Origin of the sequence: Providencia alcalifaciens DSM 30120 (assembly GCF_000173415.1) — a bacterium.
Classification (GTDB): Bacteria; Pseudomonadota; Gammaproteobacteria; order Enterobacterales; family Enterobacteriaceae; genus Providencia; species Providencia alcalifaciens.
The window spans coordinates 135,271-150,582 of the sequence record NZ_ABXW01000014.1; the positions used below are offsets into that span (position 1 = coordinate 135,271).

Below are 15,312 nucleotides of genomic sequence, written 5' to 3' on the forward strand. Positions count from 1 at the left end.
AGGGGGAGCTCAATGAGTTCCCCCTTTGTATTTTAATCAGTTTGATTTTCATCGAGTGGCTGAGTGTTGTCGGGCTTCAAATGCCACCAAATGGAGCCCAGTAGCTCATACCATGCGCGTTCACTATGACTAAAATAATACGCCGAAGGAATATAACGTTCCCATGGATTCAGATCGCTGGTGATAACTAATTGGTTAGCAGGCGCGGGATAAGGCTGCATACCACGTCCTGTAAACATTTTTAAGGCTCTAGGCAAATGATTAGCAGACGTTACTAGTAGAAATGGCTGCTTTCCAATGATTTTTTCCACTTCATAGGCTTCTTCTTGTGTATCTTTCGGTTCCATCAATGGAATGGTATCTGCCGTGGGAACGCCTAAAGATTGAGCGACCATGGAGGCGACTTCAGCGCTGCTAATAGGACTACTCGCTTTTCCACCAGTAAAAATTAATTTACTACCAGGATGCTGTAAATAAAGCCGTACTCCTTCAGTGACACGAGGCAAACTATTACTCAGTAAATTCGAGCTTGGACTCCAGTCTGGGTTGTAGGTAAATCCACCGCCTAAAACAACAATGTATTTTATATCCTGCGGTGGATTGGTCGTGATGAGTTCATAGCGTTTATTATAAGGACCTTCAACGGGTGCCAGTAGCTTGTCCGAAATAGGCTGCAATCCGAGTAATGCAATAACGAATAAGCTGATGGTGACCAAGGATTTTCCACTTTTTTGCCAGCGAGTAAACCACAATAAAATTAGCCCGATTGCGCCTAATATCAGCAGCAAAGGTAAGGGCATCAACAGTGAGCCAACATATTTTTTTAGCAGAAATAGCATAGAAAGCCTGTCATGAAAATATTGTAAGGGAATAGGGTCAAATGTAGCCGCATCAGCAATAAAATGCCATGTAAAATAAATCGGATACAAAATAAAGTACTATGCAAAAACAGCTTGATTATCTGTTATAATTCTTGGTTTTGATACGCTATAAATAACTCATGATAGGTAATTGGAAAGCAGATGGCAGACCGCAACTTTGATGATATTGTCGATAAATTTGCAAAAAATATTTATGGCACGACAAAAGGAAAAATTCGTGAAGCGGTGGTTTGGCAAGATCTTAACCAGTTACTGGAAACGCATTTTCAAGGTCGTTCATTACGTATATTAGATGCGGGTGGGGGCGAAGGTCACTTTTCCAGAAAATTAGCGGCGATGGGGCATCAGGTTATTCTTTGCGATTTATCCGAAGAAATGTTAGAACGGGCATCGGTGCTTGCTGATGAGCAAGGAATTAGCGAGAATATCAGCTTCATTCATTGCGCCGTACAAGACATTGCTCAACACCTTGATGAACCTGTTGATTTTGTTTTATTCCACGCAGTACTTGAATGGATTAGCGATCAAAAATATGCATTAGAGCAACTGGCGGATATAATCAGACCAGAAGGCATATTTTCTGTCATGTTCTATAATGCAAATGGCTTGGTGATGCGTAATGCAATTTTAGGTAATTTTCATCTCGCAACTCCTCACATTCAACGTCGCCGTAAACGCTCGTTATCGCCACAAAATCCGCTTTTCCCTCAACAGGTTGATGAGTGGCTCATTGGTTGCGGGATGGACATTCTAGGTAAAAGTGGCGTCAGAGTGTTCCATGATTATTTGCAAAGTAGACAATTACAACAAAAAGATTTTCCAGCGTTATTGGCGCTTGAACAACAATATTGTCGTGAAGAACCCTATATCAGTATGGGACGATATATACATGTCATGGCACGCAAACAAACCCAAAAGGACGATTTATGAGTGATTTTTCCCAGACCGTCCCTGAACTCGTGTCTTGGGCACGAAAAAATGACTTTGCGATTTCCCTTCCGCCAGAACGCTTAGCATTTTTGCTAGCAGTTGCTGTGCTTAACAGCGAGCGGGTTAATGGTGAAATGAGTGAAGGGGAGCTGGTGGATGCGTTTCGCGAAGTGTGTAAAGGCTTCGAGCAGACCACGGAATCACTGGCAGTGAGAGCGAATAACGCCATCAACGACATGGTTCGCCAAAAAATATTTAACCGCTTTGCCAGCGATGTTGTCGAAGGCAACGCAATTTACCGCCTAACGCCACTCGGCATTGGCATCAGTGACTACTATATTCGTCAACGTGAGTTCTCGACGTTAAGATTGTCGATGCAGTTATCGATTGTAGCGGGAGAGCTACAGCGTGCAGCGGAATCAGCGGAGGAAGGTGGTGATGAATTTTACTGGCACCGTCATGTTTTCGCGCCATTAAAGTATTCAGTCGCTGAAATTTTTGACAGTATTGATTTGTCACAGCGAATTATGGATGAGCAACAAAACAGTGTTAAAGACGATATTGCTGCGTTATTAAACCAAGACTGGCAAGCCGCGATTGCGAACTGTGAACAGTTATTATCTGAAACGTCTGGCACACTCAGAGAATTACAAGATACCTTAGAAGCTGCGGGTGACAAATTACAGGCGAATTTATTGCGTATTCAAGAAGCGAATATGAGTGCGCCACAGTTTTCAGAAATGGTTGATAGGCTTATCTTTGATTTACAAAATAAATTAGACCGTATTGTCAGCTGGGGACAGCAATCCATCGATTTATGGATTGGATATGACCGGCATGTTCACAAATTTATCCGTACAGCGATTGATATGGATAAAAACCGCATATTTTCTCAACGTTTACGTCAATCTGTACAGCAGTACCTCGATAGACCTTGGGCACTCACCTATGCCAATGCGGACAGGCTTTTTGATATGCGTGACGAGGAGTTGGCTCTTCATGACCAAGAGGTGATGGGAGAATTGCCTCCTGAACTGGAATTTGAAGAGTTTAGTGAACTGAATGACCAACTTGCGGCGTTAATTGAAGCGCAACTTGCGTTTTATAAAACGGATAACAAACCGCTGGATGTCGGTCACGTATTACAGAATTACTTGAAGCAATACCCGCAAAAACGCCATTTTGACGTTGCGCGTATTATTATCGATCAAGCTGTAAAACTAGGTATCGCAGAGGCTGATCTGGCGGGATTACCGGCAGAATGGCGTGCTATTAATGATCACGGAGCCAAGGTACAGGCACATGTCATCGACAAATATTGAACAATTTATGCCAGTAAAACTGGCTCAAGCACTAGCTAATCCTATTTTTCCTGAGCTTGACAGCCAGTTGCGTGCGGGTCGCCACATCAGTATTGATGACCTCGATAACCACGCATTTTTAATGGATTTTCAGGAATCATTAGAACAATTTTATGCTCGCTATAATGTTGAGCTGATCCGAGCGCCAGAAGGTTTCTTCTACTTACGCCCACGTTCAAGCACTTTAATACCTCGTTCTGTTTTGTCTGAATTAGACATGATGGTAGGTAAAATTCTGTGTTATCTCTATTTGAGCCCTGAACGTTTGACTAATCAAGGTATCTTTACCTCTCAAGAGCTGTTTGAAGAGTTATTGTCGTTGGCCGACGAAAGCAAATTATTGAAATTTGTTAATCAACGTTCTACGGGGTCAGACCTTGATAAACAAAAATTGCAGGAAAAACTGAGAACGTCCTTAAACCGTTTACGTCGTTTAGGTATGGTCTACTTCCTGCAAAATGACTCCAGTAAATTTATTATTAATGAGTCGGTATTCCGCTTTGGTGCAGACGTGCGCAGTGGTGATAACCCACAGGAAGCACAATTACGCATGATCCGTGATGGTGAAGCGGTTTCCCTTGAAGGGGAATTATCACTAAGAGACAGTGATGAAGAAGACACGGATGAGAGTCATGATCTGGCTGACAGTGAAGAGGATGAACAAGAATGATTGAACGCGGAAAATTTCGCTCACTGACGCTGGTGAACTGGAACGGCTTTTTTGCTCGTACATTTGACCTTGATGAACTCGTTACCACGCTATCAGGGGGAAATGGTGCTGGTAAATCCACGACCATGGCGGCTTTTATTACCGCAATGATCCCTGATTTAACCTTACTGCATTTTCGTAATACTACCGAAGCAGGGGCGACCTCAGGCTCTCGTGATAAAGGATTACACGGAAAACTGCGTCCAGGTGTCTGCTATGCGGTACTCGATGTTTTAAACTCTAAACACCAACGGGTTATGGTCGGTGTTCGCTTACAGCAAGTCGCGGGACGTGATAAGAAAGTCGATATCAAACCGTTTATGATTCAAGGTGTGCCGCTAGCGACCGTACCAACCGAAGTGTTAACGGAAGTGTTTGAAGGGCGCCAAGCAAAAGTTATTCCGTTGAATGACGTGAAAGAGCGCGTAGAAAAACAAGAAGGCATCCAGTTTAAGCAATTTAACTCCATCACGGATTATCACTCTGTTTTATTTGAATTGGGTGTGCTGCCAAAACGCCTACGTTCCGCGGGCGATCGTAGTAAATATTATCGTTTAATTGAGGCCTCTCTTTACGGTGGTATTTCCAGCGCCATTACTCGCTCACTTCGTGATTATTTATTACCGGAAAACAGCGGAGTACGTAAAGCTTTCCAAGATATGGAAGCCGCATTACGTGAAAACCGCTTAACGTTGGAAGCGATCCGCGTTACCCAATCTGACCGTGATTTATTTAAACATTTGATTAGTGAAGCCACAGACTATGTGTCTGCGGACTATATGCGCCATTCAAACGAACGCCGAATTCACTTAGATGTAGCATTAGCTGCGCGTAACGAGCTGTATAGCAGCCGTAAGCAGCTACGAATTGAACAGGTTCGTAGTGTGGAAATGGCGCGTGAATTGAATGAGCAGAATGAAGCTTCTACAGAAATTGAAGCAGACTACCAAGCCGCCAGTGACCATTTAAATCTGGTACAAGCGGCTTTGCGTCATCAAGAAAAAATCGATCGTTATCAAGCAGATATTGAAGAATTAACTTATCGTCTTGAAGAGCAAAGTGAAGTCGTTGCTGAAGCAACTGAAAAGCATGAAGAGCTCGATGCTCGTGCTCAAGCCGCAGAGATAGAAGTCGATGAACTGAAAAACCAGCTGGCGGATTACCAACAAGCATTGGATGTACAGCAAACTCGCGCTATCCAATATCAACAAGCACTGCATGCGTTGAACCGTGCTCGTGAGTTGTGTCAGTTACCTGATCTTTCGATTGAAAACGTCGATGAATGGTTAGAAACCTTTGAAGCTAAAGAGCAGCAAGCGACAGAAGCGCTATTAGCATTAGAGCAAAAAATGAGTGTAGCAGATGCCGCTCATAGTCAGTTTGAACAAGCCTATCAGTTAGTGAAAGCGATGCTTGGTGATGTGAGCCGTGGCGATGCTTATCAGCACGCTCGCACATTATTACGTGACTGGTCATCGCAACAGCATTTAGCGGAGCGTGTGCAGCCGCTACGTATGCAATTATCTGAGCTACAACAACGTTTAGACAGCCAGCGTAATGCGGAAAAATTACTGAGTGAATTCTGTAAGCGCTATGGTCAAAGCGTCGAGCCAGATGAACTTGATGCGTTGATGGCAGAGCTTGAAATTCTCCAAGAAGAACTTAGCACCGGCGTCAATGAAAGCGGTGAAAAACGCATGCAAATGCGTCAAGAGCTGGAACAAATTCGCCAGCGTATTAGCCAGCTTTCCGCGAAAGCCCCTGCATGGATTATGGCGCAAGAGGCGTTAACTCAGCTGAATGAACAATCCGGTGAAAGCTTCGAAAATAGCACTGAAGTCACTGAGTTCATGCAACAGCTTCTTGAGCAAGAACGCGAAATTACCGTTGAGCGTGATGAAGTAGCAGCTCAACGTCGTGATCTGGACAAACAAATTGAGCGATTGAGCCAACCAAGTGGTGCCGAAGATGGACGTATGTTGGCACTGGCGGAGCGTTTCAACGGGGTACTGTTATCGGAAATTTATGATGATATTACCATCGAAGACGCTGCGTATTTCTCGGCACTGTATGGTCCGGCTCGTCACGGTATTGTGGTACAAGACCTTGCCATTGTGCGTGAGCAGTTAGAAAACTTACAAGATTGTCCTGACGATGTGTATTTCATCGAAGGGGACCCTTCTTCTTTCGATGACAGTGTTTTTGACGCTCAAGAATTTGAAAATGCGGTACTGGTGCGTTCATCGGAACGTCAGTGGCGTTATTCTCGTTACCCAGAATTACCCCTGTTTGGTCGTGCTGCCCGTGAAAGCCATTTAGAGTCGCTGAGCGCGGAGCGTGATGAGTTGGCTGAGCGTTATGCCACTTTATCGTTTGATGTGCAAAAAATTCAGCGAGCCCATCAGGCGTTTAGCCGTTTCATTGGGCAACATATTTCAGTGGCGTTTGAAGCCGATCCTGAAGCGGAAATTCGGACATTAAATCAGAAACGTACGGAATTAGAACGTCGCTTAAATCAGTTTGAAGAGCAAACTCAGCAGCAACGTCAACAGTTTGCTCAAGGCAAAGAAAACTTACTGGCATTAAACCGCTTATTGCCACAAGTAAATCTGTTAATGGATGAAACGCTGGTCGATCGCGTCGAAGAAATCCGTGAAGAGCTTTCAGAGGCAGAAGAAGCCGCGCATTTCATCAATAAACACGGTAATAATCTGGCTAAATTGGAGCCGATTGTGACGGTGTTACTCAGCGATCCTGAACAACATGATCAGCTGCGTAAAGATTATGAATTGGCGAAACATACTCAGCAAAATGCGAAGCAACAAGCCTTTGCGTTAGTCGAAGTGGCGCAGCGCCGCGCTCACTTTAGTTACAGTGATTCGACGGGGATGGTCAACGAAAATGCAGATTTGAATGAAAAATTGCGTCAACGTTTAGAACATGCTGAGGCAGACAGAACCCGTGCTCGTGAGCAATTGCGTCAGCAACAAGCACAAAGCACCCAATATCATCAAGTTTTAGCCTCACTGCGCAGTTCATTTGATACTAAGCAAGAGATGCTGAAAGAGCTCGAAGCGGAAATGCAGGAAATGGGCGTGAAAGCTGATCCTGATGCGCAAGAGCGAGCGAGTATTCGCCGTGATGAATTACATCAATCCGTTATGGCAAACCGTAGCCGCATTAACCAGTTAGAAAAACAACTGACGTTATGTGAAGCGGAAATGGATAACCTGCAAAAACGCCTGCGTAAGCTGGAAAAAGACTATTACCAAATCCGTGAGCAAGTCGTGATGGCGAAAGCGGGCTGGTGTGCAGTCATGCGCTTGGTGAAAGATAATGGCGTTGAACGCCGTCTACATCGTCGCGAATTGGCTTATACCGATGGTGATAGTCTACGTTCGATGTCGGATAAGGCGTTAGGAGCGCTGCGTTTAGCGGTGGCGGATAACGAGCATTTGCGTGATGTACTGCGTATGTCCGAAGATCCTAAGCATCCTGAACGTAAAATTCAGTTCTTTATTGCGGTTTACCAACATCTGCGTGAGCGTATTCGCCAAGATATTATTCGTACCGATGATCCAATCGATGCGATTGAGCAGATGGAAATTGAGTTAGCGCGTCTGACGGAAGAGTTAACTGCCCGTGAGCAAAAACTGGCAATTAGCTCGAAGAGTGTGGCGAACATCATTCGTAAAACTATCCAGCGTGAGCAAAACCGTATTCGCATGTTAAACCAAGGTTTACAAGCGGTGGCATTTGGTCAGGTTAAAGGGGTTAGACTGAATGTGAATATTCGCGAAAGCCACGCCTTATTGTTGAGCGTGTTGTCAGAAGAGAGCGAACTGCACCAAGACTTGTTTACTAGTCAACGTTTAACCTTCTCTGAAGCGATGGCGAAACTGTATCAACGCCTGAACCCACAGATGGATATGGGGCAGCGTTTGCCGCAAACCATTGGTGAAGAACTGTTAGATTACCGTAACTACTTAGAGTTAGAGGTTGAAGTTAACCGTGGCTCCGATGGTTGGTTAAAAGCAGAAAGTGGGGCGTTATCAACCGGTGAAGCGATTGGTACGGGGATGTCTATCCTAGTGATGGTTGTCCAGAGCTGGGAAGAAGAGGCTCGCAGGCTGCGTGCGAAAGATATCATTCCATGCCGCCTACTGTTCTTGGATGAAGCGGCGCGTTTGGATGCAAAATCTATCGCGACCTTGTTTGAGTTATGTGACCGACTGGAAATGCAGCTAATTATTGCTGCGCCGGAAAACATCAGCCCAGAGAAAGGAACGACATATAAATTGGTACGTAAAGTGACCGGTAATACGGAACACGTTCACGTCGTTGGGTTAAAAGGTTTTGGTCAGGATAATCCAGCCCCTCAAGCATTACCTCAATAATTTATTTTTGTTTTTAGATAAAAAACCGACATGGGAAACTGTGTCGGTTTTTTATTTACTACGATAATGACTGTAATTTTTTCTTAATCCTATAAAAAAGTTAGTCATTATAATTTCAATATTCATACTTAGTTGACTATAAAAATTTTTAAATTTAATTTCTTTGCTGTTTTTAAATAACAACAAGGACGTTAATTATGCTTTATACAGATACTATGATTGTTACAACTTCGCCTTTACCTCCTATAGAGAATTATGGTTGGGATGAATGGAACAGTAGTTTTGGTTGGAACAATATGGATAATCGTGGTGACTTAGAGGCTTATTACCATGCGTTAATAGATGAAAGTCTTTTTTTGAATAGGGTCCAGAATACGATATTTTGGAGGTTGATGATTCTAGGGATAATAAGGGAGATTTCTTTGATACCTCAGCAAGAGAGAATTTACTTCAAATTCAGCAAGCACATAGTAATCTGACTCATGCAATTAAGGTAAATGAAAATAACCTGAGTAGAATAGAAATTGCACATAGCAGTGTTTTTTCTCTCCCAGTTAGAGTAGCTCCTGTATTACCGAATGGAGATAACTCTGATTTTGAATCACAAAATAATAGCAATCTTGGTCAGGCACTTGAAAATAAATTTAAGGCTGCTGGCGATAAATTAGCAGAAACGTTTGAATGTACCTTTGGATTTGCTTGTGCATCTGATTTAGATAAAGCAGCTAAAAATCCTAATCTTGGAAAAGATCTTTCGAATTCAGATAAAGTTGAATTAGGTGGTACTAGTTCGGGGGCGCCTAATGGCTGGAGACCTCAAGATGAAGAAAAGTTTAGAAATAATCCCGAGCAGACTATATTTACAGAAGATTATTTGATTTTATCTGCTAATAAGCCTATTAATAATCAAGGTCTATCAGCGGCAGCACGAGCGTGGGAAAAGCATGCAGGAAGACCTAATGGTATATTTGATCCATTAGCCGGTAATCCAACACAGAAAAATGCTGTGGCAGAGCAATTCATAAAAAGTGTACTGAGAGATCCACAGCGAATGAAAAATAATTTATCTGGTGGTGCATTTGAATATCGTTTACCTAATGGAAAAGGTATTCGTTATAATGCAGATGGTTCATTTAATACAGTATTAGACCCAAAGGTAAAAAAATGAAAGAAAAAAAGTTAGAATTATTTTTTTCAAGTCCTATGGAATATGAAAATTTGACATTAGAAGTGCAATTAGGATGGCAAAGGATCGCTGAAATAAATCAAGATAAAGGAACGGAAAATTTAGAAATTGAATTGTTTGGTTCTGATTCATCAAATAATTTTATTGCAAAGATGCCATTAGATGACTTGATATCTATTTTAGTTGAAGCGCGTGATACGCTTAAGAGTAAAAAATAGTACTGAATTATTCTCATTTTGAACGTTTTTATTTATCAATTTTTTATGTGAAGTAATTTAAGTTTCAATTGAAGAGCTTAGTCCTTATATGCTCTTTTTTATAGTGCACCGAGCATGGCGCTGTTTGTTCGCTGTGGTGGAAAATAGACCACTTGTAGGCGAAAGTCCTCTACACACCCGATAAGGGGAAGTGTTAGCTGTACGGCAAGGGTGTTCGTCGCAAGGTAAAATCTGAAGAAAGATGAAAACAAAATGCAGGTCTGACGAACAGGAAGCGATTTAGGCGGTGCGGCGGGATAAGGTGGCTATTATCGTCAACGCCCAATACTTATACAGAATGCTGTGACGTAGAGCCGACAGACATAGGCAGGAAGGTCGCATTTGGAAAGGGAATGATAATTGTTGCAGAATACGACTATGACGAAATATTAACTCAGCTAGAACAACAATTAGGCTATGTGATGATCCTGATTGGTCAAAACCATCACTAAAATTAAGCCGACTTAGTTTTTGGGAATATGAGGACTACCAAGGATAGAATATTTTAGATATTAGAGTGCAAGTGGCACATCCAAACTTTATTATATCGAACGATATTTCTAATAGATGTTTTTTATGAATATAAATCTCAATGTACTTGAAAATGCAATAAGCTTAATTTTTGAAGAGATGAAAAAGAATGGCATAGAGAGTGTCAAACTGGATTCGGATTTTTATTGGAATGTTCCTTCAGATGCTCTGTATGATGTTTATAATGAACCTAAGTTAGATGTAGGACAGTTGGAAGATGATTATGACGCTTTACTTAAAGCCAAGGGAAACGAAATTTTAGTGCGTTACAACTTAAAAAATATCGCCGCTATCCTTCGTTATTTAGCAGAAAAAGAACCTAACTAATTTAGTTTATATATTAGTGAGAGCCTAGACCCCCAATAGGCTTTTTTATTGTAGTGACTCAGCATGGCGTGTAGCGTCTTGATTGGTACTGCCTGTTAACTATGGTGGTTAATAAACACTTGGTGATGAGCTACTCTATAACTAGATAAGGGGGAACTGACACTATCACTTCCTATTCGATTATTTATTTTTATTATCTTCATTTCCCTTTAACTCATTAATAGATGGTTGCAATGAGATTTGAATCTCATTTTTATGTAATAAAAACTTTTATCATTACAGGGCGTGAGTGGTTAGTCACGAAAATGAATTATTATAAGGATCGAACATGAAGAAAATTACCCTAACGTTAAGTGCAATTGCATTGGCACTGAGCTTTACAGCGACTTCTCAAGCTAAGATTCCAATGCCAGAAACCGTCAGTCCAGGGGTTACTGTTGCGGAGTTAGCTGCACAACAACCGGTTCATTGGGTCTCTGTTGAACAAATTAAACAGAGTTTAGAAGGCAAAGCGCCAATGGCGGTAGGCTTTGATATTGATGATACCGTTTTATTCTCAAGCCCTGGTTTCTACCGTGGAAAACTTGAATTCTCCCCAAATGATTTTAGCTATCTGAAAAACCCTCAATTTTGGGAAAAAATGAATAATGAGTGGGACAAATTCAGTATGCCAAAACAAGTGGGCATCGATTTAGTTAAAATGCACTTAGAGCGTGGTGATAAAGTTTACTTTATTACAGGTCGTACACAGACTAAAACTGAAACTGTAACTCAATATGTGCAGGAAGGTTTAAGAATTCCTGCGGATAAAATGAATCCAGTCATTTTTGCCGGCGATGAGCCAGGTAAAAATAATAAAGTAAGCTGGATGCGTGACCATAAATTAACCATCTACTATGGTGATGCAGATGCGGATATTGCTGCGGCACATGAATTAGACATTCGTGGTATTCGTATTTTGCGTGCAGCTAACTCTTCTTATCAACCTTTACCAAAAGCAGGTCGTTTTGGTGAAGAAGTTGTGATTAATTCAGAATATTAATATTCTTTAGAAAGTTAGTTAAAGGTGTTTATGCGCCTTTAACTAACAAAATTAAAGCCTATTTGTTGACGACGCTTAACCACCATTTAATATAACTTATATTAAATTTAATTTTGTTTAGAGAATAAATGGGTGTCAATATTTGATATGTTATATCATTTAGTAAGTTGTTATAAACGAAAACAATTCTATTTCTCATGTGGTTTTTTTAAACTGTTTATCTTACTAGCCTTCTGCAATAACTTTTTTCATCAATAAAGACAAAATTAGTCAATTCCTATAACATTCTTCTCAGAGTTAAATATAATCAAATAGTATCACTATAATAAAAAAATAATGTTATCCATGTAGTAACTTAAGGTGGATGTATGGCAAAGAGAAGAGTGAAAGCTCTGCAAATCTCAGTATTATGTGGGCTGATGGCGATGCAGTTCCCTGCATTTTCCGCAGCAGAAAATACGCAGCAAAATAATATAGAAACCCAACAGCCTCAATCAGTGATCACTGAAGAGGTCAATAAGATTACGCCAAAAGAAAGCTTGGCAACCCTAAACGCATCTTTACCATCAGAAACTAAACTGGTGTTTGCGGACCAGTTGGCGAAAATTTATGCCGACAGGCAAATGCAATTGTTATGGCAAGATGAAACGGCAATTAGCCAGTTTCAACAACAATTAGCCGAGCTTGCCTTAGCAGGTTTCCAACCTCAATTTAGCGAATGGTTAGTGTCATTGGAAAATAGCCAGCTGAGCGAAATGGGGCGTGACGCCATTTTATCCGACGCTATGTTAGGTTATTTGCAATATTTATCGTCTGTTGAATCCAGTGGTCAGTATTGGTTATATACCAGCCGTCCATACAAAATTATTGCACCAACCACGCCGCAAATAAAACCGTGGTTAGATGCTGCCTCTGAACATCGTTTAGGTGAATGGGTGAAAGCTCAAGCACCGAAACATGCTATGTATCAACCGATGCGTAAAGAGATGCTAAAACAGTTAGCATTGCCGGAAGATACGTTAGAAATAACAAGCACAAAAACATTAAAACCGGGTCAAGCTAGCGATGATGTGATCACGCTCCGTGAGATTTTAGTGCGCGATGGGCTATTAGAGGCTTCAGCTGTGAGCGAAACCGTCGATGCATCCGCTCCACCCGAAGAGATCAATAAAGTCACTGCCAATGCACGAGTGTATAGCGATGATTTAGTTGAAGCAGTGAAAAAATTTCAGCTTCAATATGGGTTAGAAGCCGATGGTGTGATTGGTAAAGGTACGCGCGTTTGGCTTAATATGCAGCCAAAACAGAAAGCAGGGCTGATGGCATTGAATATTCAGCGTTTACGCATTGTGCCTGAAAGTAGCGGTACAGGAATCTTGGTGAATATCCCTGCGTACACATTAGATTTTTATCTGAATAATGACATCATTTTGGATTCAAAGGTCATTGTCGGTCGAGCCGATCGTAAAACGCCAATCATGAGCAGTGCATTGAATAATGTGGTGATTAACCCACCATGGAGTGTACCAACAAGCTTGGCGCGTAAAGATATTGCCCCGAAAGGAAAAATGGACCCGAGCTATTTTAGTCGTAAAGGCTATACGGTTTATTCAGGATGGGGGCAAGATGCTTATGAAATCGACCCTTATACAATAGACTGGGAAAATATTACGCCAGCGAATTTCCCTTATCATATTCGACAAGCGCCGGGCTCAAGTAACTCCTTGGGGCGCTATAAATTTAATATGCCAAGTTCAGATGCGATTTATTTGCATGATACGCCAAACCATAGTTTGTTTAACAAAAATGCGCGGGCAATTAGCTCTGGTTGCGTTCGTGTCAATAAAGCGAGTGAACTAGCCACTATTTTATTAGGTGATGCAGGCTGGGCTCAGACACGTATTGATGGGGCATTAAAAGAAGGCTCAACGCGTTATGTGAATATTCCAGACCGTATTCCTGTGTATCTTTACTATCAAACTGCATGGGTTGATAAAGATCAGCAGCCGCAATACCGAGCAGATATTTATCAATATGATGGTAGCATTGATAATGCGGAAAAATATCTACCTGCAATTAAAACAATTTTAAAATAGCCATTATTCATCGGAGAGCTTAGGCTCTTCGATGCTATTCATTGCATTAATTCCTAAATCTTCCTAACAATTCCGTTTTAATATATTTATATATTGAATGAATTGTGTTCACATATAACTTCTGGTGGGGCATTAGAATTGTCCTAATCGGATGAGGCTAAGTGATTTCACTCACCTTTTTGCATAAAAGTGATGGATTTTCCTTAATTTACGCAATTCTTTACATAATTATACATTAAAGCGAAATATCCTTTGCTAGACTGATGAAGTCAAAATGTATATTTACTGAATAATTAATACCTGAGTTATCACCTATGGATATGATTGATCAAAACCGCAGAAAGTGGTTGGGAATTGGTGCCGCCGCAATCGGTCTGGGACTATTACCAAATCATGTACTTGCTGCAATGAGTACACCTCGCCCTAGAATTTTACGTTTTCAAAACTTAAATACGGGGGAGTTTTTAAAGACCGAGTTTTTCGATGGTCGCCGTTATAATAAGTCTGAATTGGCTCGTTTGAATCACCTTTTCCGTGATTACCGCTGTGATAAAGTCAAAACGATTGATCCTAAATTATTTGACCAAATTTATTTGCTGCAAATGATGATGGGCACTAATAAGCCGGTTCAATTGATCTCTGGCTATCGTTCATTACAAACCAATAATGAATTGCGTCGTAAGAGCTCTGGTGTAGCAAAACAAAGCTACCATACCCGTGGTCAGGCAATGGATTTTCATATTGAAGGTTTACAGCTAAGTAATGTCCGTAAAGCCGCATTAAAAATGGGTGCGGGCGGTGTGGGCTATTATCCGAAAAGCAATTTCATTCATATTGATACAGGACCCGTCAGAACATGGTAATCTGTGCATAGGTGACACAGATTATGGAGTGATTGTTCGATGAAATATACGATTATCCCAGTAACCCCGTTCATGCAGAATTGTCAGGTGATCTGGGATGAAAATTCAATGAAGGCAGTGATTGTTGATCCGGGCGGTGAGGCTGAAAAGCTGATTTCTGCTATTGAGAGTCGTGGATTAACATTAACGAAAATTTTACTTACCCATGGTCATTCTGACCATATTGGCGCTTCAGCCCCTCTTGCTAAACACTTTGGTGTACCGATTTATGGTCCACAAAAGGAAGATGCTTTCTGGATTGAAAGCCTTGCCGAACAAAATGCCATGTTTTATATCGGTGATTGTCCTGACTTTACGCCAGACCATTGGTTAGAGGAAGGGGATAGCATCACGTGTGGAGACATCAAGTTTGATGTACTGCATTGCCCTGGTCATACGCCAGGTCACATTGTATTTGTGAACCACGCAGATAAACTTATCTCCATGGGGGATGTATTGTTTAAAGGCGGTGTGGGGCGGAGTGATTTCCCTCGCGGTAATCATCAAGACCTGATTGCATCGATCAAGAACAAACTACTGCCGCTTGGTGATGATTATCACTTTATTCCGGGACATGGTCCGATGTCGACATTAGGATATGAGCGAATCAGTAACCCATTCTTACAGGGTGGATAATATACTGAATTGATGACTCAGAATGCCATTAAAAAACCCCTTTATTAGGGGTTTTTT

Annotated in this window: 12 protein-coding genes; 11 read left to right on the forward strand and 1 reads right to left on the reverse strand. The window is 41.5% G+C overall.

The features are described from left to right. Window positions 1–32: 32 nt before the first annotated feature. Entirely contained in the window at window positions 33–839 is an 807-nt protein-coding gene (elyC, locus tag PROVALCAL_RS03905) for an envelope biogenesis factor ElyC (RefSeq protein WP_006657817.1), read from the reverse strand. Between the two features lie 183 nt (window positions 840–1,022). Here elyC and cmoM point away from each other — a divergent pair, with 183 nt between their 5' ends. The 11 genes from cmoM (at window position 1,023) to PROVALCAL_RS03960 (ending at window position 15,255) form a co-directional block, all read left to right on the forward strand. Continuing rightward, window positions 1,023–1,811, forward strand: a complete 789-nt coding sequence (gene cmoM, locus PROVALCAL_RS03910; protein WP_006657818.1) for a tRNA uridine 5-oxyacetic acid(34) methyltransferase CmoM — start codon at window positions 1,023–1,025, stop codon at window positions 1,809–1,811. Next, entirely contained in the window at window positions 1,808–3,133 is a 1,326-nt protein-coding gene (gene mukF, locus PROVALCAL_RS03915; RefSeq protein WP_006657819.1) for a chromosome partition protein MukF, read from the forward strand. Before cmoM ends, mukF begins: the two co-directional genes overlap by 4 nt. Continuing rightward, window positions 3,114–3,842: a chromosome partition protein MukE gene (gene mukE / locus PROVALCAL_RS03920; RefSeq protein ID WP_006657820.1), complete on the forward strand. Its 729-nt coding sequence runs from the start codon at window positions 3,114–3,116 to the stop codon at window positions 3,840–3,842. Before mukF ends, mukE begins: the two co-directional genes overlap by 20 nt. Then, the gene (mukB, locus tag PROVALCAL_RS03925) at window positions 3,839–8,278 is read left to right on the forward strand and encodes a chromosome partition protein MukB (protein ID WP_006657821.1); all 4,440 of its coding nucleotides are present in this window, start codon (window positions 3,839–3,841) and stop codon (window positions 8,276–8,278) included. Before mukE ends, mukB begins: the two co-directional genes overlap by 4 nt. A 382-nt stretch (window positions 8,279–8,660) precedes the next feature. Continuing rightward, the gene (locus PROVALCAL_RS20235) at window positions 8,661–9,446 is read left to right on the forward strand and encodes a hypothetical protein (protein ID WP_006657822.1); all 786 of its coding nucleotides are present in this window, start codon (window positions 8,661–8,663) and stop codon (window positions 9,444–9,446) included. Then, entirely contained in the window at window positions 9,443–9,682 is a 240-nt protein-coding gene (locus PROVALCAL_RS03935; RefSeq protein ID WP_006657823.1) for a hypothetical protein, read from the forward strand. The genes PROVALCAL_RS20235 and PROVALCAL_RS03935 overlap by 4 nt, the downstream gene beginning before the upstream one ends. Window positions 9,683–10,297: 615 nt before the next feature. Next, a complete protein-coding gene (locus tag PROVALCAL_RS03940; RefSeq protein ID WP_039861574.1) occupies window positions 10,298–10,579 on the forward strand; it encodes a hypothetical protein in 282 nt (93 codons plus the stop codon). 328 nt (window positions 10,580–10,907) lie between these two features. Beyond that, window positions 10,908–11,621: an acid phosphatase AphA gene (gene aphA, locus PROVALCAL_RS03945; RefSeq protein WP_006657825.1), complete on the forward strand. Its 714-nt coding sequence runs from the start codon at window positions 10,908–10,910 to the stop codon at window positions 11,619–11,621. 368 nt (window positions 11,622–11,989) lie between these two features. Next, entirely contained in the window at window positions 11,990–13,717 is a 1,728-nt protein-coding gene (ldtD, locus tag PROVALCAL_RS03950) for a L,D-transpeptidase (protein ID WP_006657826.1), read from the forward strand. A gap of 314 nt (window positions 13,718–14,031) precedes the next feature. After that, entirely contained in the window at window positions 14,032–14,580 is a 549-nt protein-coding gene (gene mepK / locus PROVALCAL_RS03955; RefSeq protein WP_006657827.1) for a peptidoglycan L,D-endopeptidase MepK, read from the forward strand. Window positions 14,581–14,619: 39 nt separating this feature from the next. Next, on the forward strand, window positions 14,620–15,255 hold the full coding sequence (locus PROVALCAL_RS03960) for an MBL fold metallo-hydrolase (RefSeq protein ID WP_006657828.1): 636 nt from the start codon (window positions 14,620–14,622) through the stop codon (window positions 15,253–15,255). Window positions 15,256–15,312: the final 57 nt, after the last annotated feature.